This is a genomic window from Pseudomonas sp. GM25 (assembly GCF_000282255.1).
GTDB lineage: Bacteria > Pseudomonadota > Gammaproteobacteria > Pseudomonadales > Pseudomonadaceae > Aquipseudomonas > Aquipseudomonas aphyarum.
The window spans coordinates 59,524-77,888 of sequence record NZ_AKJQ01000003.1 but is presented as its reverse complement, the minus strand read 5'-3'; the positions used below and the strand labels follow the sequence as shown (position 1 = coordinate 77,888).

22 protein-coding genes are annotated in these 18,365 nt (G+C 60.7%); 12 read left to right on the top strand and 10 right to left on the bottom strand.

Annotated elements, in window-relative coordinates:
- Positions 1 to 16: 16 nt before the first annotated feature.
- The gene (locus PMI24_RS00610; protein WP_007950511.1) at positions 17 to 856 is read right to left on the bottom strand and encodes an ABC transporter permease; all 840 of its coding nucleotides are present in this window, start codon (positions 854 to 856) and stop codon (positions 17 to 19) included.
- 61 nt (positions 857 to 917) lie between these two features.
- Positions 918 to 1,904: an aliphatic sulfonate ABC transporter substrate-binding protein gene (locus tag PMI24_RS00605; RefSeq protein ID WP_007950510.1), complete on the bottom strand. Its 987-nt coding sequence runs from the start codon at positions 1,902 to 1,904 to the stop codon at positions 918 to 920.
- Between the two features lie 293 nt (positions 1,905 to 2,197).
- Here PMI24_RS00605 and PMI24_RS00600 point away from each other — a divergent pair, with 293 nt between their 5' ends.
- From PMI24_RS00600 to PMI24_RS00590, 3 genes are all read left to right on the top strand, one after another.
- Positions 2,198 to 3,145 carry an ABC transporter substrate-binding protein gene (locus PMI24_RS00600; protein WP_007950509.1) on the top strand — a complete coding sequence of 316 codons (948 nt, stop codon included), beginning with the start codon at positions 2,198 to 2,200 and terminating at the stop codon, positions 3,143 to 3,145.
- A 134-nt stretch (positions 3,146 to 3,279) separates the two neighbouring features.
- On the top strand, positions 3,280 to 4,179 hold the full coding sequence (locus PMI24_RS00595; protein ID WP_007950508.1) for a polysaccharide deacetylase family protein: 900 nt from the start codon (positions 3,280 to 3,282) through the stop codon (positions 4,177 to 4,179).
- A 122-nt stretch (positions 4,180 to 4,301) separates the two neighbouring features.
- A complete protein-coding gene (locus tag PMI24_RS00590) occupies positions 4,302 to 4,544 on the top strand; it encodes a DUF1652 domain-containing protein (protein WP_007950507.1) in 243 nt (80 codons plus the stop codon).
- Between the two features lie 3 nt (positions 4,545 to 4,547).
- Here PMI24_RS00590 and PMI24_RS00585 read toward each other — a convergent pair whose 3' ends face one another.
- Positions 4,548 to 4,910 (bottom strand): NUDIX hydrolase, encoded by a 363-nt coding sequence (locus PMI24_RS00585; protein WP_007950505.1) that lies wholly within the window; start codon positions 4,908 to 4,910, stop codon positions 4,548 to 4,550.
- 197 nt (positions 4,911 to 5,107) lie between these two features.
- Between PMI24_RS00585 and PMI24_RS00580 the strand changes: the two genes are divergently transcribed.
- Positions 5,108 to 5,296 carry a hypothetical protein gene (locus tag PMI24_RS00580; protein WP_007950503.1) on the top strand — a complete coding sequence of 63 codons (189 nt, stop codon included), beginning with the start codon at positions 5,108 to 5,110 and terminating at the stop codon, positions 5,294 to 5,296.
- A gap of 59 nt (positions 5,297 to 5,355) precedes the next feature.
- Here the strand turns inward: PMI24_RS00580 and PMI24_RS00575 are convergent, their stop codons facing one another.
- Positions 5,356 to 5,595 (bottom strand): hypothetical protein, encoded by a 240-nt coding sequence (locus PMI24_RS00575; protein ID WP_007950501.1) that lies wholly within the window; start codon positions 5,593 to 5,595, stop codon positions 5,356 to 5,358.
- 176 nt (positions 5,596 to 5,771) lie between these two features.
- Between PMI24_RS00575 and PMI24_RS00570 the strand changes: the two genes are divergently transcribed.
- On the top strand, positions 5,772 to 6,107 hold the full coding sequence (locus tag PMI24_RS00570; RefSeq protein ID WP_007950500.1) for a hypothetical protein: 336 nt from the start codon (positions 5,772 to 5,774) through the stop codon (positions 6,105 to 6,107).
- Positions 6,108 to 6,171: 64 nt separating this feature from the next.
- On the opposite strand, the gene PMI24_RS00565 is transcribed toward PMI24_RS00570, so the two are convergent.
- A complete protein-coding gene (locus PMI24_RS00565) occupies positions 6,172 to 6,720 on the bottom strand; it encodes an RrF2 family transcriptional regulator (protein ID WP_007950499.1) in 549 nt (182 codons plus the stop codon).
- Positions 6,721 to 7,057: 337 nt separating this feature from the next.
- Between PMI24_RS00565 and PMI24_RS00560 the strand changes: the two genes are divergently transcribed.
- The gene (locus tag PMI24_RS00560) at positions 7,058 to 8,263 is read left to right on the top strand and encodes an NAD(P)/FAD-dependent oxidoreductase (protein WP_007950498.1); all 1,206 of its coding nucleotides are present in this window, start codon (positions 7,058 to 7,060) and stop codon (positions 8,261 to 8,263) included.
- A gap of 56 nt (positions 8,264 to 8,319) precedes the next feature.
- Here the strand turns inward: PMI24_RS00560 and PMI24_RS00555 are convergent, their stop codons facing one another.
- The 3 genes from PMI24_RS00555 to PMI24_RS00545 are packed head-to-tail and all read right to left on the bottom strand — an operon-like array spanning position 8,320 to position 9,600.
- Positions 8,320 to 8,598 carry a Rho-binding antiterminator gene (locus tag PMI24_RS00555; RefSeq protein WP_007950497.1) on the bottom strand — a complete coding sequence of 93 codons (279 nt, stop codon included), beginning with the start codon at positions 8,596 to 8,598 and terminating at the stop codon, positions 8,320 to 8,322.
- Positions 8,599 to 8,602: 4 nt separating this feature from the next.
- Entirely contained in the window at positions 8,603 to 8,860 is a 258-nt protein-coding gene (locus PMI24_RS00550) for a DUF2024 family protein (protein ID WP_007950496.1), read from the bottom strand.
- A complete protein-coding gene (locus tag PMI24_RS00545; RefSeq protein ID WP_007950495.1) occupies positions 8,860 to 9,600 on the bottom strand; it encodes a hypothetical protein in 741 nt (246 codons plus the stop codon). Before PMI24_RS00545 ends, PMI24_RS00550 begins: the two co-directional genes overlap by 1 nt.
- Before the next feature lie 117 nt (positions 9,601 to 9,717).
- Between PMI24_RS00545 and PMI24_RS00540 the strand changes: the two genes are divergently transcribed.
- From PMI24_RS00540 to PMI24_RS00520, 5 genes are all read left to right on the top strand, one after another.
- Positions 9,718 to 10,284 carry a MarR family winged helix-turn-helix transcriptional regulator gene (locus PMI24_RS00540; RefSeq protein ID WP_007950494.1) on the top strand — a complete coding sequence of 189 codons (567 nt, stop codon included), beginning with the start codon at positions 9,718 to 9,720 and terminating at the stop codon, positions 10,282 to 10,284.
- Between the two features lie 252 nt (positions 10,285 to 10,536).
- Positions 10,537 to 11,049, top strand: coding sequence for a formaldehyde-activating enzyme (gene fae / locus PMI24_RS00535; protein WP_007950493.1), 513 nt, complete (start codon positions 10,537 to 10,539; stop codon positions 11,047 to 11,049).
- 10 nt (positions 11,050 to 11,059) lie between these two features.
- On the top strand, positions 11,060 to 12,094 hold the full coding sequence (locus tag PMI24_RS00530) for an aldo/keto reductase (RefSeq protein WP_007950492.1): 1,035 nt from the start codon (positions 11,060 to 11,062) through the stop codon (positions 12,092 to 12,094).
- Positions 12,091 to 13,524 carry an NAD-dependent succinate-semialdehyde dehydrogenase gene (locus PMI24_RS00525; protein WP_007950491.1) on the top strand — a complete coding sequence of 478 codons (1,434 nt, stop codon included), beginning with the start codon at positions 12,091 to 12,093 and terminating at the stop codon, positions 13,522 to 13,524. The genes PMI24_RS00530 and PMI24_RS00525 overlap by 4 nt, the downstream gene beginning before the upstream one ends.
- Positions 13,525 to 13,612: 88 nt before the next feature.
- Positions 13,613 to 14,977, top strand: a complete 1,365-nt coding sequence (locus tag PMI24_RS00520; protein WP_007950490.1) for an MFS transporter — start codon at positions 13,613 to 13,615, stop codon at positions 14,975 to 14,977.
- Between the two features lie 10 nt (positions 14,978 to 14,987).
- On the opposite strand, the gene PMI24_RS00515 is transcribed toward PMI24_RS00520, so the two are convergent.
- The gene (locus tag PMI24_RS00515; protein ID WP_007950489.1) at positions 14,988 to 15,863 is read right to left on the bottom strand and encodes a LysR substrate-binding domain-containing protein; all 876 of its coding nucleotides are present in this window, start codon (positions 15,861 to 15,863) and stop codon (positions 14,988 to 14,990) included.
- Positions 15,864 to 16,002: 139 nt separating this feature from the next.
- Positions 16,003 to 17,181: a hypothetical protein gene (locus tag PMI24_RS00510; RefSeq protein WP_007950487.1), complete on the bottom strand. Its 1,179-nt coding sequence runs from the start codon at positions 17,179 to 17,181 to the stop codon at positions 16,003 to 16,005.
- 185 nt (positions 17,182 to 17,366) lie between these two features.
- On the opposite strand from PMI24_RS00510, the gene PMI24_RS00505 reads away from it, so the two are divergent.
- The gene (locus PMI24_RS00505) at positions 17,367 to 18,299 is read left to right on the top strand and encodes a LysR substrate-binding domain-containing protein (protein ID WP_007950486.1); all 933 of its coding nucleotides are present in this window, start codon (positions 17,367 to 17,369) and stop codon (positions 18,297 to 18,299) included.
- The last annotated feature ends 66 nt before the right edge of the window (positions 18,300 to 18,365 follow it).

The following is an 18,365-nucleotide window of genomic DNA, read 5'->3' as shown; positions in this document are numbered from 1 at the left end:
AGCTTAGTTGCACGGTTCAATCCTTGCTGCCCTGGCCGGTGAAGGCGTCGCGCCAGACCAGCCAGCGGCGTTCCAGCACGGCCAGCAGGCCGTCGCTGAGTTTGCCCAACAGCGCCAGGACGATGATCGCGGCCAGTACGATGTCCGGCCGCGACGTTTCGCGACCGTCACTGAGCAGGTAACCCAGCCCTTTGGTCGCGGCGATCAGTTCTGCCGCCACCAGAAACATCCACGACAGGCTCATGCCGCTGCGCAATCCCGTGAACAGACCGGGCAGGGCGGCGGGCAGCAGAATCCGTCGCACCAGTTGAAGCGGGCTGAAGCCGTAGATGTGTCCGACTTCCACCAGTTTGCGGTCGATGTTGCGGATCGCCGCGACCACGTTGACGTACACCGGGAAGAACGCGCCGATGGCGATCAGGACGATCTTCGAGGTCTCGTCGATCCCCAGCCACAGCAGCAACAGCGGCACCCAGGCCAGGCTGGGAATCGAACGCAGCGCGGCGAAGGTCGGTTCCAGATAGGCCTCGGCTTCGCGGCTGAGGCCGACCCACGCGGCAAACACCAGCGCCAGACTCGCGCCGATGGCAAACCCCAGCAGCACGCGAATCAGGCTGGCGCCGATGTGTTTCCACAAGGCGCCTTCGGCCAGATCGGTGAGGGTCAGGGCGATCTCACTAGGCGCGGGCATCTGGTAGGACGGCAGCCAGCCGATGCGTACGATAAATTCCAGGGCGATCACGATCAGCAATGGCAAGGCCAGGCCTTTAAGGCGCCGGCGCCAGAGCGGATTCAACGCCAAGGGTTTTCGGCGTGGTGCCGACAAGGCGAGGCGGGCGGGCAAGTCGTTGCTCATGGGCGGTTCTCCGCTCACGACAAATCCGCGACGGGCGCGGACTTGTCGTGAGCCTGATCGGTTACTGGGCGGCGGCGACTTGCTGGAAACCAGTGTCGATCAACTGATCGATAACCTGATCGACATTCACCCCACGGCGCACCAGTTCTTCGGAGACCAGAATCGGCGCGGCGGCTTTCGAGGCCAGCACGTCTTTGGCGGTCAGTTGCGGGCTGCTCAGGTCGGTGCGCGACAGCTGCAGCTTGGCCACGTCCAGCGGCAGACCGGATTCGCTGGCGAGCAACTTGGCCAATTCTTCGGGGTTCTTCACCGACCACTCGCGGGCCTGCTCATAGGCCTTGATCACGGTGTCGATGGTTTGCGGGTGCTGCCTGGCGTATTGCTCGGTAACGCTGACCACGCCGTAGCTGTTGAAGTCGCGGTTGCGGTACAGCAGGCGCGAACCGGCCTGCACTTGGCTCGCGGCCATGTGCGGATCAAGACCGGCCCAGGCGTCGACATCGCCTTTCTCCAGCGCGGTGCGACCGTCCGGGTGTTGCAGGTGCACCAGTTCCACGTCGTCCTTTTTCAGCCCGGCCTGTTGCAGGGTGCGCAGGGTGAACAGGTACGGATCGGTGCCCTTGGTGGCGGCGATTTTCTTGCCCTTGAGGTCGGCGACGGACTGGATCGGCGAGTCTTTGCGCACCACGAGCGCGGTCCATTCGGCGCGGCTATAGACGTAGACCGATTTGATCGGGCTGCCATTGGCCCGGCTGAGCACGGCAGCGAGGCTGGCCGACGAGGCGAAATCCACGCCGCCGCTGTTGAGGTATTCCAGCGAGCGGTTGCTGCCCTGGCTCAGCACCCAACTGACTTTGCTCTGGGGCAGGGCTTTTTCCAGGTAGCCCAGATGTTTGAGCGCCAGGCTGACCGGCGAGTAATAGGCATAATCCAGATGCACTTCGGCGGGCGGCGCTTCGGCAGCGTGGGTGATTGGTTGCAGGCTGAGGGCTACTGCGCAGGCCGCGAGCAGCGTTCTGACGCGGGAAAACGGTAAGAGGGATTTCATGGGCACGCTCCGGCAAGGCAACAGATTCTTATGTCCAAAAAGATATTTTTATCGAATGCTTCCTGCATGAATGGAATATTGCAGGCTCTGTGCCATGTGCGCCTTGCCCCGTATTTACGGGGTTTTACGCCGGTTTTGCAGGTTTTAAGTGTTGCAGGGAAAACACTGTGCCGAGCCGCTGTTGCTCGGCCAACAGTGAGGCGGGAAGGTGCTGAGCTTATGCGCTAATCGAATTTCAAATCTGATTTGTAAGAGCGTTATGGTCTATAAAAATCCCTTCTGCAGGACTCGCCATGAAGCTCTCACGTTTCCTACGCGCCGCGTTGACCAGTGCATTGTTTGCCACGCCATTGACCTACGCTGCCGAACCCTTGGTCCTGCACGTCGGCGACCAGAATTACTACAACATCCGCGCGTCCATAGAGGCTTCCGGCGTGTTGAAGGACGCGCCTTACACGGTCGACTGGAAACACTTCCAGGCTGCCGCGCCATTGGCCGAGGCGTTGCAGACCGGGTCGCTTGATCTGGGTTTTCTGGGGGATTCAGGATTTTTGTTCCTGGCTGCCAAACAGGCGCCGGTGAAACTGATCGGTGTGGCGCGACAGAACCCGGACACCATCGCCCTGTTGGTGCCCAAGGATTCGCCGGTGAAAACCATCGAGGACCTTAAAGGCAAGAAAGTCGCCTACTGGCCGGGTGCCTGGAGTCAGCAATTGACCTTGCGAGCGCTGGAGCAGGGCGGTTTACCGGAAAATTACGTCGATTTCGTCAAGCTGATGCCGATCGATGCAGCCGCCGCGCTACCACAAGGCAGCATCGATGCGTTCCCGGTCTGGGAACCCTATATTTCCCAGCAGATCGTGTTCTCCGGTGCGCGTCCGATTCTCACGGCGAAAAACCTGATGCCGGGCTTGAGCGCGATTGCGGCATCGGCGCCGTCCATCGACAGCAAGCGTGAAGCGATCGCCGATTTTCTCGGGCGCCTGAAGCAGGCCCGGGCCTGGGTCGACAGCCACACCGACGAATACGCCGACCTGTGGGCGAAGAAGGCCAACCTCGATCAGCAGGTTTCGCGGCACTGGTTGCGCCAGGCGCACATGACGGTCGGCCCGGTCGATCAACAGGCCGCCGCCGATCTGCAAAGCACCGCCGACTTCCTGTTCAAGGTCAAGGCGCTGCCGGCTCCGCTGGCCACGGCGGGGATCATCGACAGCTCGTTTCAACAGGCACTGGCACGCTGAGCGAGCGCCGGAACCAAACCCTGTGTATCTTTATCCAACCTCGGCCCATCTCAATGGGTCGCAGGGAGGCAGCAGCGGCGAAGGAGTTTTGCCAATCGACAACATGACCGCAACGGTCGAGCTCAAGGCAAAACATGACACAGTGGTTCAAGCTTTTCAGCGCGATGGTGGTGGCCGTCGGGCTGGCCGGGTGCATCGCCGCTCCCATCGAAATGACCGCGCAGACCGAAGCCCGGCTCAAAGAGCAGGCGCCTGTGCGCTTTCTGTTGACCTTCGATGACGGCCCCAGCGCTTCGAGTTTTTTCAATCCCACCGACACCGTGCTCGACAGCCTCAAGGACAACCCGCTACAGCCGGGGATCAAAGCGGTGTTTTTCGTGCAGACCCGAGCGCCCCGAGCGGGCAACAGCGAGATCGGCCGGCGGGTCATGCGCCGCGGGCACGCCGAAGGGCACATTCTGGGCTTTCACACCGCCACCCATTGGCACACCAATCATCGATTGCTCGACCCGGATGAGCTCGAAACCACGTTGACCAACGGCGCGGCGGACATCGCGGCGATCACCGGCGCGCCGCCGACATTGCTGCGTCCGCCGTTCTGGAACTACGACAAACGTACCTTCGCCGCCTATGAGCAGCACCACATGCAGGTGTTGCTGACCGACCTGAGCGCCAACGACGGCAAGATCTGGGGCTTCAACGCCAGCCCCCGGCGGCGGGCGAACATGCTGCGTCAGCTGTCGGAAGTCCGCGAACGGATTGCCCTCGGCGAGTTGCCAACGGTGGACGGGGTGATTCCGGTGGTGGTGACCTTCCATGACCTCAACCGCTACACCGCCCGTCACACCCGCGAGTACTTGCAGATTCTGCTCGACAGCGCCGCCGCCACCGGCGTGCGACTGGCAGACAAACCGTTCTATGACGATCGCGCGGCGCTGGAAAAAGCCGCGCTGGCGCGCACGGTGGGCGAGTCGTCGAAACCGGTGAACCTGCCGGGGATCTGGAACTGGATCTGGGATCACGACGCCCACTGAGTGCGGCGATTTGAAGATGTGAAGCGGTTGGCAAATTTTGCGGGTGTCGGTGAGAGCAAGGCGACAAAAGCTCATCTATGCTGATCGGGTCGCCCGAGCCTGCGCCTGTGAGGCGTGCCCCCATGATTGCCATTACCGACATTTGCCGCATCGTCGAATCCGGCTTTTCGCCGCTGTATTGCGATTGCACCGAAACGGCGCAGGGCCTCTTGCAGATCAAGGTTTACGAACCCGACAGCGGGCGGGTCAACCTGTTGCTCAACGGGGTGTCCCCGGAGCATCTGGTCACCATTCGTGACATCTCCAATTTCATCGGTGAATTGCGCACCGAAATGAGCGCCGGACGCCGGGCTTTCGCCGGCTGACGGTCAAAGACGTCGCTGAAAGGCGCGGACGATGCTCAGCGTGGCGTCACTGACGTTCAGATTCTGCACCGCATCCAGCGGGTGCCAGAGACAGTCGACGATTTCATTCAGCGGGCGAACCTGATCAATGTTCAGCACCGAAGCCTCGTAGACGTGGTGGCGGGTGCTGCCGTTCTGCAATTCCATCAGATAGAGCATGTCATCGCTGTCCAGCCCGGTTTCTTCCCGGAGCTCACGGACGGCAGCTTGCGCGCGGGTTTCTCCCGGTTCGACGGTGCCCCCCGGAAGCGTCCAGCGGCACCTGGGTTTGCGCACCAGGAGAATGTGTCGATCCTGCTCGCAGATGACGGTTGCTCGTACTTTCATGTGTTACCCGATTGCCGGTTGTCATAAAACTGTCATGAATTAGCAATATTTGGGCCGCTACCGGTTTACAGCTTCTGAGTGCCTGGCAGCGGCAAAAGTGCCGGAGACTTGACGCGGCTGCGGTGCGACGTTCGGTCGGCACGTCAGAGTGTTGCGGGTGTAAGGTGGAAAAGTTCGTTACCAGACAGGAGGTGCCTATGAGCATGGCGATGCTGAACAAAATGCACATGAATGGCTACGACGTACTCAGCGTGAACAACGGCCCGTGGCGGGTCTGCACGCAGGGTGACCGGCTCGCATCGTTTGCCAGTCGCGAGGAAGCGCTGGCGTACGCCGCCGCGCTGCCGGGGTACAAAAGCCGCGCACGCGGTCGCAAGGCAGACTGAAGGTCTGTGAAGAAAAAGCCCCGGTTGTCCGGGGCTTTTTGCTGTGGGCTGCGTGAGGATCAGTGGACTTTGGTTCGGCTGATGGCGCGGGCTTTCACTTCCCGGGCATACAGTTGCAGGCGTTCTTCATCGCTTTGCAGCACCTCGCATGATCGCAGCACCGCCTGGGCGTCCGCCTCGTTGCCCGACTGGCGCAGTTGCTCGGCGATGCGCTTGAGGTCTACCGCCGACCATCTCAGGTCCGATGCCACGCTTTGCAGGTCACGCTGAAGTTCGTGTTCGTATTCATTGAGCCGCATGATCACCTCCGGAACATTCTCGGTAAAACAGAGTAGCCGCATTTTTCCGGTGTGGGGCAAGGTCTTCTGTCGGTGAGCTGAGTGGCCCGGTTTTCGGGGAATACAGGCAGAGCGCTACGATGGATGTCCGAACAGTTACAGGGTACATTCGCGTTTTTTCAGATGAAGGAATCACCATGCGGATGTTGATCGGGGGGATGCTGATGGCGGCATTGGCCGGTTGTTCGTTGCCTGCGTCACTGGTGCCGGGCGAGCCGAATGTCAGCAAGACCAGCGACAAGACTCCCAAGGACTACGCCGCGTGTTTATTGCCGCTGTGGCAGCAGGACGTTGCCAAGACGTCCCAGACAGCGATTTCCAATGGCTACCGGATCACCGCGCCGAGCATCGTCACCGCCGACGAGATTCTCGATGTGGTCAAGTACAAGGACGGCAGCCGCGTCTCCCTGTATCAGGGGCCGCCGTGGGCGAAGTCCGGGTCGTTGCGTAAAGCGGTACGCGACTGCCTGTAAGGTCGAAATGAAAAAAGCAGAAACCGGTGACCGGTTTCTGCTTTTTTTTGCCTGCTGATCGAGTTCAGTCCGAGATATCGGTGAGCGGGATGCCGGCACCGCCGGTCTTCTTTTCCCGACGATCCTGCATCCAGTCTTCCACCTGGCTGTTGAACCCTGCCGGTGCCTTGCGCCCGACCTTTCTGGCGATGTCGAGGATGGTCTGCTGGGCGAGGGCTTCTTCCATACGCTTTTGCGCGGTCATCATCGCGGCGTGAATCGAGCAAGTGCCGTCCAGCGCCCAGTCCGGCGGCGAGCCGTCGAACAGCGCGCAGCGTCCACGAATGTCCCGGCATTCGAAAATGTTCTTGGGACCATCGATGGCATTGACGATGTCGAGCAGGGTGATTTCATCCGCCGGACGCGCCAGGGTGAAGCCGCCGCGCACGCCGCCAGTGGACTCCACCAGTTTGCCCTTGGCCAGTTTGGTGAAGATCTTCGCCAGGTAATCCAGCGGCACCCCTTGCAGCTCTGCCAGGTCGCGCACGCTGGCTTCACGACTGTCACCGCCGCTGCCCACCAGAAAGGCCAGGCAGTGAATGCCGTACTCGACCCCCGCACTGTAAAGCGACATAACTATCTCCGACTGTATTTGTCGCCGATGTTATCAGGGTTGTTCGTGGCAAACAAATCGGGAACGCCCTGGGTTTTTGGCTATGAGAATCCTGTTTTTCGTAGTTTTCAGCTAAATCAACGAGTTAAAGAGGGTGATTCAGTTCAATCTGAGCTATCGAAGTTTTCGATGCTAATCATCACAAAATCTGACTTGTCGGATTTAAAGGCGACCAATACAGTCGCCGTTATCCGGTGAGCAGCCTTTCGCGTTCTTGAAAAATACAGACGTGTCCGCTCCCGATGATGTGAATCCTTCAACCTCATTCAGTGACTTGGCTTCGTGCCTGGAGAGAACAATGAAACAGCACATTCTGGTAATCGGCGCAGGTTTCGGTGGCATGTGGACGGCGTTGAGCGCCACGCGTCTGGTCGACATTCACAATCGGGACAACATCGACGTAACCGTGTTGGCGCCGCAAGCCGAGCTGCGCGTACGTCCGCGTTTCTACGAGCCGAATGCCCACACGCTTGCGGCGCCGCTGGGCGATCTGTTCGACGCGGTCGGCGTCAACTTCATCAAAGGCGCCGCGAACACCATCGACGTACAGGCGAAAACCGTGGGCTACACCGACGCAGCCGGTGCGCAGCAGGTGTTCAACTACGACAAACTGGTGCTGGCCTCCGGCAGTGGCCTGGCCCTGCCGGACACCCCGGGCGTGGCGCAATACGCGTTTGACGTCGATCAGATCGAAGCCGCCATCCGCCTGGAAAACCATCTGGATTCCCTGATCGGTCAGCCTGAAAGCCAGGCGCGCAACACCGTGGTCGTCGCCGGCGGTGGTTTCACCGGTATCGAAACCGCCACTGAAATGCCGGCGCGTCTGCGGGCCGTGCTGGGCGACGATGCCAATGTTCAAGTGATCATCGTTGACCGTGCGCAGAAAGTCGGCGCTTCCATGGGCGAAGCGATCAGCGTGTCGATTGCCGAAGCGAGTGAGGAACTGGGCGTTGAATGGCGACTGGGTGTGTCGGTGCTGTCAGTCGATGAAAACGGCGTGACCCTGTCGGACGGCCAGCGTATCGAGGCAAAAACCGTGGTCTGGACCACCGGTGTACGCGCCAGCTCCCTGACCGAGCAGATTCCTGCCGAGCGAGATCGCCAGGGCCGCCTGCACGTTGATGCCAACCTGAAAGTCATCGGCCAGGACGACATCTTCGCCACCGGCGACGTGGCTTACGCGGCCACCGACGATGTCGGCAACTTCGCCCTGATGACCTGCCAGCACGCGATTTCCCTCGGTCGTCACGCTGGCAACAACGTCGCGGCGCAGATTCTGGGTGTAGACCCGACGCCGTACAGCCAACCGAAGTACGTGACCTGCCTCGACCTCGGCGCTTGGGGCGCGGTGTACACCGAAGGCTGGGATCGTCAGGTGAAACTGGTGAAAGAAGAGGGCAAGTCGCTCAAAACCCAGATCAACACCCAATGGATCTACCCACCAGCGGCTGACCGTGCCATCGCGCTGGCGGCTGCGGATCCGATGATCCCTGTCGTCGCGTAAAACGTCGTGTCATAGAAAATCCCGCCCGGTTGATGCCGGGCGGGATTTTTTTTCGTTCAGATTCCGCAAACTCCTCCGGCAAGGACCACCCGACCGAACTCGGCGTTGGCCTCCTGAGGTGTGATGGCGAGCAGTTGATCGAGGCGAATTTCCTGTTGCGCGCCTTGTTGCTCGATCACCAGGAATTCTTCTTTGTCGCTGCTGGTTCGCGTGGTCACGGCCCGGGCCATCAGCTGCTGACCGTCAATCAACTCGATGTCCAGCTGATAGCCGCGCAGGCAGGCGATTTCCAGGTAGTCGTGCAGATCACAGTTCAACGGCTGATAACGGGTCATGGTGCTACTCCTCGAAACCTTGCAGAGTGATGATGAAATAGCCGTCTTCGGCGATGGCCTTGGCGACCTGCGGATTGGCCGGCTCGCTGTGGCAGAACAGACACTGGCTCTGGGAAATGTCTTCGTCCTGCAAGCCGTTGTCCATCAGGAACTGCCGGGCGTAAGCCTTCGCGGCTTCGGCTTCGCGATCGGTCAGCACGTCGAAATGAAGATAGCGGCCATCTTTGGTGCGCACGTGGGTATCGAATACTTTGACGAACATTATTGGCTCTCCTGCATTTTCCAGGTGCCGGGCAGCGAAAGGTTGCCCGAGGCGATGTCGTAGACGCTGCTGACACACAGCAGCGGGTTGTGCAGGTCGGCATTGACCTTCAACGCTGCGGTGACGCCGTCATAGTTGAAGCTTTGCGGGAAACCGACGGCAGCCAGCGGCACGCGGATCTGCGCGGCGTTCTGTTTCACGCTCAGGTCGTAGCCGGGGGAGTCGATGTAAATCGGCGCGCCGGGCCAGGTCGCGGGTAGTTTCGGTTTGGCGTCCTTGGGGATGTCGCGCACTTTCAGCCCACCGGGGCCGCAGCTTTCATCCTTGCTCAGGACCACCCAGTGCGAGTGCCAGAGGCCGCCGTCGTTGTCCTTCTTGCCGTCCTTGTTTTCATCCAGCTGCGGGGTGTCATCGAAGTCCGGGTGCGAGGTCAGGGCGAGGGCGAGGATGCCGGAGTTCGCTTCAAAACCGACGGCGCCGCTGTCGAGGCTGGTGGGCCAGACGTAGCTGTAAACCTCGGCGCCGGCGAATGAACCCTTGGCGGTCGGCACGCGGCTGCCGGCCTTGCCATCGACCAATTGTTCGAAGACCAGCGTGTCGCCGTCCTTGAAAACACGGGTGTGAACCAGGTCGAACGCGGCGTCGGTTTTACCGGGTTCGCTGTGAATGCCTTCAGGTCCGTGGGCCCAGGCTTGTGTTGCCAGAAGCGTGCTGATGGTCAATGCCAATGCGGTTTTCATGGGATGCCTCGATGTGCGGTTTAAGTTTCGAATCGACACCGCAATCCTAAGGTGGCACTGTTTTTTGTCAATAAGGTTTTTAAACGATACTATTTATCGATCCCATTGAAACAGGCGATGACCGTGTTGTTTGACCTGCTGGAAAGATTGTCGAGCCTGACCCGTGTGTGGTTTCGCGAGCACCCGCTGCTGGCCGAACTGCAACCGATTCAACTCAGTGCGCTGCTGTATCTGGCGCGGTGCAACCGCTATTCGAATACGCCGCTGGCGGTCACCGATTACCTCGGCCTGACCAAGGGCACGGTGTCGCAGTCACTCAAGGCGCTGGAGACCCATGGTTTTCTGACCAAGGTTCCGGACGCCCGAGACAAACGCAGCGTGCATCTGGAATTGACGACCACTGCGCGCGAACTGATCGACGCAGTGATGCCGCCGGATTTCCTGAGCGATGCCGCGCAACGCATGGGCGCGCGTGCCGGCGATCTGGAGGTCTTGTTGCTGGAGTTGCTGCGCCACATTCAACACAGCGAAAACGTACCCAGTTACGGGCTTTGCCGGACTTGTCGTTTTCACCAGGCATCGACTGCCGGCGCCGTCTGCGGATTGACCGGCGAAGCGTTGGCACCGCCGGAAATCGAACTGATCTGTCGCGAGCATCGCCTGCCCGAAGAAACCCCCGCCTGAATCCTCCCCCGCCGGGGCTATGACTAAACCTCATGGCCCCATGATTTTTAATGGTTACGGCCGGCCCGATCCCCGGTGTTAAAAAATCGCAAACACAGCTCATCAATAACAACCAGAGAGCGTTTGCAGCCATGTCCCGATTCTCCCTTCGCGTCTCCCCACGTCCGTTATTGATCCCGTTGGCCATCCGGTCTGCGTGAGCTGTCGATCACCCCAAAAAAAATCCCTCTGCATCGCAAAGAGTAATGACTGATGAAAGAACTCGACCTGTACATCGGTGAAGGTTTCGAAGGCCCGGGCGTGAACGCCGCGCACATCAATATCCTGATCGGCCCGCGCAACGGCCCGGCAGGGCAGGCGTTCGCCAACAGTCTGGCGTCGCCGAGCCAGGGCCATTGCCCGTTCATGGTGATTGCCCAGCCGAACATTCCGGTCAAGCCGATGACCCTGTACGTCAACAAGGCTGCCATCAGCAGCGATCTGCACGGTAACGCGACGTGGGGCGCTTCACAGGCCGGTATCGCCAAGGCTGTGCTCGAAGCGCTGCTCGACGGCACGCTGCCACCGGAAGCCGAAGACGAGTGGGCGATCGTCACCGCCAACTGGGTCAACCCGGCCTGCGATGACCTCGATGCGGTCTACCTGAACAACTACAACGCCTGCCGCACAGCGATCCGCGCCGCCCTGACCGGCAAGCCGGAAACCGCGCAGCTCAAGGATGTGGTCAACCACATCAGCAACCCTTTCTACACGCCAAAAGCCTGAGGTCCGCACCATGCAATACATCCGTTTGGGCAACTCCGGCCTGCAAGTCTCCCGCCTGTGCCTGGGCACCATGAACATGGGCACCCCGGACTGGAAACCGTGGATCTTCAATGAAAAACAAAGCGAACCGATCGTCGCTCACGCCCTCAACAACGGCGTGAACTTCATCGACCTGGCGGACTTCTATTCCGCCGGTGTCGGCGAGGAAGTGGTAGGGCGCATCGTCAAGCGTCTGGCCCGTCGCGAAGACCTGGTGATCACCACCAAGGTCGGTTACGGCACCCGCAACGGCATCAACGCCAGCGGCCATTCGCGCAAACACATCATGGACAGCATCGATGCGTCGCTGAAGCGTCTGGACATGGATTACGTCGACGTGTTCATGCTGCATTACTTCGACGTGAACACTCCGGTCGAGGAAACCATGGGCGCACTGAACGACATCGTGCGTTCGGGCAAGGCGCGCTACATCGGCGTCTCGACCATGCTCACCGGCCAGCTGGCGAAAATCCTCATGGCCTGCGAGCGCAATGGCTGGGTCAAGCCGATCAACATGCAGCTGCAACTGAACTGCGCTTATCGCGAAGAAGAGCGCGAGATGATTCCGTTCTGCCGCGATCAGGGCATCGGCGTGTCGGTGTTCAGCCCGTTGGCGCGTGGCCTGTTGACCGGTGATGTGCAATCGACCCGCAACCAGACCGACTTCTTCACCCAGCAGATGTACAGCGACGAAGCCTCGTTCGAAATCGCTCATTCGGTGCAGCGCGTGGCCCGTGCCCGTGGCGTGTCGAACGCGCAGATCGCCCAGGCCTGGGTCGCCAATCATCCGGGCGTGGACTGCATGTTGGTCGGCGCCGACACCACCGCGCAGTTCGACAGCGCACTGGCGGCATTGGAAACCAGACTCGATGCGGAAGAGCTGCACGAGCTGGAACGCAACTACACTCCGTGCGACGTGATCAACGATTACACCGCCGGCAAACGCATCCTGCGCACGGCCCGTCCAGGGCAGGAACGCTTCACGTTGCAGGGGGCGGTGGCATGAGCGAATTGATCCGTCACGGCAACTTCATCGACGGCCAATGGGGTCAAGGTGGTGCGACTTATCCGGTACGCAACCCGGCCAACGGTGAGTTGATCACTGACGTGCAAAAGGCCGGTGCCGAGGAAACCAACCTCGCCATCGAAGCCGCCAATCGTGCCTTGCCAGCGTGGCGCAAACTCACGGCCAAGGAGCGCAGTCAGCGCCTGAAACGCTGGAGCGATCTGATGCTCGCCAACCAGCAGGAACTGGCGACCTTGCTCAGCTGCGAACAAGGCAAACCGCTGGCCGAAGCCAAGGGCGAAGTGGTCTACGCCGCGAGTTTTCTCGAGTGGTTCGGTGAAGAAGCCAAGCGTGCCTACGGTGATGTGATCCCGAGCCACAAGGCCGATGCGCGGATCATCGTGACCAAGGAAGCCATCGGCGTGGTCGCGGCAATCACCCCTTGGAACTTCCCGTTGGCGATGGTCACCCGCAAGGTCGGCCCGGCGCTGGCGGCGGGTTGCACGATGATCCTGAAACCGTCGGAAGAAACCCCGCTGTCGGCATTTGCCCTGGCGGTGCTGGCCGAGCAGGCCGGGATTCCGGCCGGTGTGTTCAACATCGTCTCCGGCGATGCGGTGGCCATCGGCGGCGCGCTGCAAGCGTCCAGCGTGGTGCGCAAGCTGTCGTTCACCGGCTCGACCCGCACCGGCAAATTGTTGATGCGCCAGGCCGCCGACACTCTGAAAAAAGTCTCACTGGAACTGGGCGGCAACGCGCCGTTCATTGTCTTCGACGATGCCGACATCGACGCGGCCGTGAAAGGCGCGATGGCCTCGAAATTCCGCAACACCGGGCAGACCTGCGTGTGCGTCAACCGCTTCTTTATTCAGGACGGCGTCTACGAAGCCTTCACCGGCAGACTCGCCGAAGCCGTGGCGGCGATGCGTGTGGGCAGTGCGCTGGACGGTGACACCGAGCAAGGTCCGCTGATCAACGCCGCTGCGCTGGCCAAGGTTGAAGCCCACGTCAGCGATGCGCTGGAGAAGGGCGCCACGCTGTTGTGTGGCGGTCGTCGTCATGCCTTGGGCGGCACGTTCTACGAGCCGACCATCCTCACCGAAGCCAACGGCGACATGCTCATCGCCCAGGACGAAACCTTCGGCCCGGTGGCCGCGTGCTTCCGCTTCAAGGACGAAGCCGAAGTGCTGGCGCGCGCCAACGACACGCCGTTCGGTCTGTCGGCGTACTTCTACAGCCGCGACATCGGCCGCGTCTGGCGCATGGCCGAAGGGCTGGAAGCCGGGATGGTCGGCATCAACGAAGGGATCATCTCCACGGAGGTGGCGCCGTTCGGTGGCATCAAGGAATCGGGCCTTGGGCGTGAAGGTTCGAAGTACGGTCTGGATGACTATCTGGAGATCAAATACCTGTTGATGGGCGGTCTCTAGGCCTCCCCGAAACCTGTGGGAGTTCGCTCCCGCAGGTTTCTCCCAGAGCTTTCCGTTTCTCCGTCAATAACAACAATTGGAGACGAACATGTCCGCTCAACCCGTAAAGATCGATGACCTGCCCATCGGGCGCTTCCACATCAAGATCGCCGGCCTGACCTTCGGCGCGCACTTCACCGACGGCTATATCCTTGGCCTGATTGGCATCGCGTTCACCTTGCTCAGCCCGCAGATGCAGCTCGATGCGTTCTGGCAGGGCCTGATCGGCGCATCGGCGCTGATCGGTCTGTTTCTCGGCAGTCTGTTTTTCGGCTGGATCTCGGACAAGGTCGGCCGGCAGAAAATCTTCCTGGTCAGTTTCGTGCTGATCACGATCGCTTCGGTGATGCAGTTCTACGTCGAAACCGCCATGAGCCTGTTCCTCTGTCGGGTGCTGATCGGCATCGGCCTGGGCGGTGATTTCAGCGTCGGCCACGCAATGCTCGCGGAATTCGCGCCGAAGAAACATCGCGGCGTGTTGCTGGGCTCGTTCAGCGTGATCTGGACCTTCGGTTACGTCGCGGCGACCTTTGTCGGCACCGCCATGCTCAGTCTCGGTGACGATGCCTGGCGCTGGATGCTGGCGTCGTCGGCGATCCCCGCCGCGTTGATTCTGATCGCGCGAATCGGCACACCGGAATCGCCACGCTGGCTGGTCAATCAGGGCCGGGTGGCCGAAGCCCGTGCCATCGTCAAAAAGCACTTGGGCGATAACGTCGAGCTGGATGAAACCCGCTCCACGGAAACCCGCTCGGGCTATGCGGTGCTGTTCAGCCGCGAATACCGCAAGCGCACGGCGTTCAACTGCCTGTTCTTCGTCTGCATCGTCATGCCGTACTTCGCCATCTACACCTTTCTGCCGTCGATCCTGCAGAAGATGGGCCTGGCCGAAGGCTTCGGCACCGAACTGATGCTCAACATGCTGCTGATCCTCGGCGCACTGATCGGCATCTGGTGCACGATCAAGTTCACCCGGCGCGGGTTTCTGATCAACTCGTTCATCATTCTGGCGGTGGCGTTGTTTCTGCTGGCGGTGTTGCCGGGCAGCGCGGCGTGGCTGATGGTGCTGGTGTTCGGTGTGTTCACGCTGGTGCTGTCGGCGGTGAGCAATCTGGTGGGCGTGTTCCCGGCGGAGAGTTTCCCGACGGAGGTGCGGGCCAGCGGGATTGGTCTGGCGACGGCCGTCAGCCGCCTCGGTTCGGCGGTCAGTACATTCCTGTTGCCGGTGAGTGTGGCGGGGATTGGTCTGAGCCCGACGATGGGGATTCTTGCGGCGATTCTGGGGATTGGCGCGTTGTTGTCGTGGGCGTGGGCGCCGGAGACCAAGTCGTTGACGTTGAGTCAGGCGTGCAAGGCGCAGAGCCCGGTGGAAGCAGGAGTCGGGACGGTCGGCAAAGTCGCCACCCCCATCTGATGAGTGCAGGTCAGGGGTTGCTGACAACCCCTAGCCACTCGGTAAACAGCCTCACCTTCGACAACCCCTGTTTGTCATTCGCCACATCCAGCCAATAGCCATAAGGGCCGATCACCTCAATCGGGGTGATCGGCAGCAGGCTGCCGTTGGCCAGTTCCTTTTCGATCATCTGCCGGTCGATCACCGCCAGACCGCCGCCGGCCAGCGCCGTGTGGATCACCTGGTCCAGGGTGCTGAATTCCAGCCCTTGCCCGGCATCGATGTCATCCCGGCCCATGGCCGCCAGCCAGTTCTCCCAGACCTTCAAGCGCTTGCCGTCGTGCAGGATGTGCAGCAGCGGAAACTCCCGCAGATCCGGCGGCTGATCGCCGTTGAACAGTTCCGGGCTGGCCACTGCGATGTGCCGTTCCATCACCAGCAACTGGCTGACGCAGTGGGGCGCTGCAGCGAGGCCGAAGCGGATATGGCAATCGACTTCCGTGAGGCTGTCGTGGCCGATCTGGTTGGTCACGCTGAGGTTGATGTCCGGGTAGCGCTGGCAGAACGCGCGCAGGTGTGGCGACAGCCAGCGGGTGGCCCAGGTCGGCGGTGCGAGCACTTTCAAGCGTTGGCGCAGATTGGGCACGCGCACCGCTTGCAGAGAACGTTCGATGTGGTCGAAAGCTTCAGCCAGATGCGGGGAAAGATTGCTGCCGGCTTCGGTCAGCGACAGCCCTTGAGGCGTGCGCACGAACAGCGCCACGCCGAGGTAGTCTTCAAGCTGTTTGATCTGGCGACTGACCGCGCCCTGGGTGACGTTCAGCCCGATGGCGGCCTGACTGAAACTGCGATGACGGGCGACTTCTTCGAACACGCGCAGGGTGTTGAGCGAGGGCAGTTGACGCATGGAGGCGGGACTCCGGATCGGGCGGTTTTTGTTTTTTTGGAATGAGGGCTATCTGACTATCGGGACGGTGCGGATGCAAGGTGAATTCGCAGCGGGCAGGCAAAAAAAATCGCAGCCCTGGCTGCGATTTTTTCGAGCGTCAGAAGTAATATCCGACGTTCACATATAACTGGTTTTCCCACTGATCCAGCCCGCCCGCACCAAGGCTCTGGGTGTAGCTGCTGCCACCGATGTACGGATCGTTTTTACCGAACAGCCATTCGGTCGCAACCCACAATTTGCTGACGGAAAACGAGGTCCCAAGGATCATCCGCTCGGACGTCTTGAACCCGCTGGCAGACTTGTCGAACGCGCTGTAGTTGGCGTAAAGCTTGATCCCGCTGATCTGGTCGAACAGGTATTTGCCGCCGACGTCATAGCTCAGGTCAGCCACATACAGATTGCCGCGACTGGCCACGTTGTAAGTGCCGTCGTAACCGCCGAGGGTCACCAGTTCATCGGTGCCGGCATTGCGTGGCGACATCTGCTGTCGCGCCGCCTGCAACTGCACGCCCCACGGGCCGTTCTTGCCCAGGTAATGCACGGCCACGGCGTTGCGTCGGCCGTCGTTGTCGGTGTCCTTGTTTTCGAGGGTCGAGGTCAGGCCGGAGATCCCCACTTCGGATTTCCACGACCCCAGATCTAGCGACCTGGCCACTCGCAGCACCACGGTGTTGCGTTCCTGGTTGTCACTGCCGTCGGCCACATAACTGTCGGCGCCCGACACGACGCTGGAATAGGTCACGCCTTTGCTGGTGCCTTTGCCTTGCCACGCCGGACGCAGGTAATAACCGGCCTGAACGTTCCAGTCGCCGCTTTGCTGGATGTACTTGGCGCCGACCTGTTGCACGTCTTCCAGGCCGATGACGTTGCCCAGGGTTTCGTAAAACGTGCTGCCGAAGTACGGCTGCAAGCCGAACGGTACGGTGTTCAGGCCGACCTGTACTTGCTGGTCCGGGTTGAACTTGTAGCCGACCCACGCGAACTTGGCGAAGCGGATGTCGCCGTAGTCCTTGGTGTACTGATACGGGTAGGAGCGACCGTAGAAGCGGTATTGCGCCTCACCGATCCAGGTGTCGGAGTTGTACTTGGCGCTGAGGAACACCGTGTCGAGACCGAACTTCTGGATGTCGCGATCCGGGTCCACGTCCCAACGGGCACGAATGGCGCCGCCAAGGTCGAGATTGTCGGTGACCTGGACCGCCATGGCCGGGGCGGCAAAGCTGCAGAACAGGGCGATGGAGGTGGTGCGCAGGCGCAAAGAGGCAGGGAAGGGCATGGAGCGGCTCTCGATTGTTTTTATTAGAGATGCCGCGCAGTTTTGCCATCTGCGATTGGTTGAACAAACGATAAAAACGGTGGGGAAACCTGCATCGAATGCATGTTACTCAGAAAATCCTGTAGGACAATTCGCCAGCATCGTGGGATGCTTTGCGCCTTGTCAGTGGTTTTCGAGTGCCTTGTATGAAACGCAAAATGCCCGGCCTGAATGCACTCAAAGCATTCGAAGTGGCCGGCAGCACCGGCAGCTTCACCCGCGCCGCCGAGTTGCTCAATGTCACCCAGAGCGCGGTCAGCCGTCAGGTGCGGCAACTGGAAGAGCAGCTCGGCGAGAGTCTGCTGGAGCGCCGCCATCACCATCTCGAACTGACCGGTGCCGGCAAGATTCTGCTACGGGCGTTGCACCAGTCGTTCGACAAGATCGAACTGACCGTGCGCAGCATTCAGCAGAAAACCCACGCCAACCGCCTGCACATCAATGCGCCACCGACCTTTACCAGCCGCTGGTTGATGCCACGCCTGGGGCGCCTGCGCGAGCAGCATCCGGAACTGGAACTGAGCATCACCACCCGTTTGCAGGACAGTCTCGCGGAAACCAGCACCCTCGATTGCGCGATCCGTTTTGGCGACGGCGAGTGGGACGGGCTCGACAGTTCACTGCTGATACAGGAGCGGCACATCGCGGTGTGCGCGCCGACTCTTTATGCGCGGGAGGGCGGCGAGCAGGGCATCGACCTCAATCGCCTGACCCTGCTGCATGTGCTGGCCCGGGAGGATCAGCGTTACCTGACCTGGAAACACTGGCTCGACGCGGCGCGCATCAGCGGGGTCGATACCCAGGGCGGTTATGAATTTGACCTGCTGGACCTGGCGATTCAGGCGGCGGTCGATGGTCTGGGAATCACCATTGCCGACTGGCATATGGTTGCCTCGGAGCTGGCCAGCGGGCAGTTGACCCAGGTGCACAACGTGCATGTCGAAGGTCACCAGTCCTACTGGCTGGTGACCCGCCCGGAACAGACGCAGATGCCGCAACTGCAGGCGTTCAGCCAGTGGTTGCAGGAGGAGATCTGGTTGGCGCAGCGCCAGCTTGAGCCTTCGAAGGCGATTTTCTGAGTAACGTGCATTTTTCGAATGTTTGATCGCCGGATAAATCGTTTGTTGAACCCGCTGTCGATGACA

Bases quoted from the DNA above. Each gene is read 5' to 3' on its own strand.
- PMI24_RS00610 (WP_007950511.1), bottom strand. From the start codon at position 856: ATGAGCAACGACTTGCCCGCCCGCCTCGCCTTGTCGGCACCACGCCGA.
- PMI24_RS00605 (WP_007950510.1), bottom strand. From the start codon at position 1,904: ATGAAATCCCTCTTACCGTTTTCCCGCGTCAGAACGCTGCTCGCGGCC.
- PMI24_RS00600 (WP_007950509.1), top strand. From the start codon at position 2,198: ATGAAGCTCTCACGTTTCCTACGCGCCGCGTTGACCAGTGCATTGTTT.
- PMI24_RS00595 (WP_007950508.1), top strand. From the start codon at position 3,280: ATGACACAGTGGTTCAAGCTTTTCAGCGCGATGGTGGTGGCCGTCGGG.
- PMI24_RS00590 (WP_007950507.1), top strand. From the start codon at position 4,302: ATGATTGCCATTACCGACATTTGCCGCATCGTCGAATCCGGCTTTTCG.
- PMI24_RS00585 (WP_007950505.1), bottom strand. From the start codon at position 4,910: ATGAAAGTACGAGCAACCGTCATCTGCGAGCAGGATCGACACATTCTC.
- PMI24_RS00580 (WP_007950503.1), top strand. From the start codon at position 5,108: ATGAGCATGGCGATGCTGAACAAAATGCACATGAATGGCTACGACGTA.
- PMI24_RS00575 (WP_007950501.1), bottom strand. From the start codon at position 5,595: ATGCGGCTCAATGAATACGAACACGAACTTCAGCGTGACCTGCAAAGC.
- PMI24_RS00570 (WP_007950500.1), top strand. From the start codon at position 5,772: ATGCGGATGTTGATCGGGGGGATGCTGATGGCGGCATTGGCCGGTTGT.
- PMI24_RS00565 (WP_007950499.1), bottom strand. From the start codon at position 6,720: ATGTCGCTTTACAGTGCGGGGGTCGAGTACGGCATTCACTGCCTGGCC.
- PMI24_RS00560 (WP_007950498.1), top strand. From the start codon at position 7,058: ATGAAACAGCACATTCTGGTAATCGGCGCAGGTTTCGGTGGCATGTGG.
- PMI24_RS00555 (WP_007950497.1), bottom strand. From the start codon at position 8,598: ATGACCCGTTATCAGCCGTTGAACTGTGATCTGCACGACTACCTGGAA.
- PMI24_RS00550 (WP_007950496.1), bottom strand. From the start codon at position 8,860: ATGTTCGTCAAAGTATTCGATACCCACGTGCGCACCAAAGATGGCCGC.
- PMI24_RS00545 (WP_007950495.1), bottom strand. From the start codon at position 9,600: ATGAAAACCGCATTGGCATTGACCATCAGCACGCTTCTGGCAACACAA.
- PMI24_RS00540 (WP_007950494.1), top strand. From the start codon at position 9,718: ATGACCGTGTTGTTTGACCTGCTGGAAAGATTGTCGAGCCTGACCCGT.
- fae (WP_007950493.1), top strand. From the start codon at position 10,537: ATGAAAGAACTCGACCTGTACATCGGTGAAGGTTTCGAAGGCCCGGGC.
- PMI24_RS00530 (WP_007950492.1), top strand. From the start codon at position 11,060: ATGCAATACATCCGTTTGGGCAACTCCGGCCTGCAAGTCTCCCGCCTG.
- PMI24_RS00525 (WP_007950491.1), top strand. From the start codon at position 12,091: ATGAGCGAATTGATCCGTCACGGCAACTTCATCGACGGCCAATGGGGT.
- PMI24_RS00520 (WP_007950490.1), top strand. From the start codon at position 13,613: ATGTCCGCTCAACCCGTAAAGATCGATGACCTGCCCATCGGGCGCTTC.
- PMI24_RS00515 (WP_007950489.1), bottom strand. From the start codon at position 15,863: ATGCGTCAACTGCCCTCGCTCAACACCCTGCGCGTGTTCGAAGAAGTC.
- PMI24_RS00510 (WP_007950487.1), bottom strand. From the start codon at position 17,181: ATGCCCTTCCCTGCCTCTTTGCGCCTGCGCACCACCTCCATCGCCCTG.
- PMI24_RS00505 (WP_007950486.1), top strand. From the start codon at position 17,367: ATGAAACGCAAAATGCCCGGCCTGAATGCACTCAAAGCATTCGAAGTG.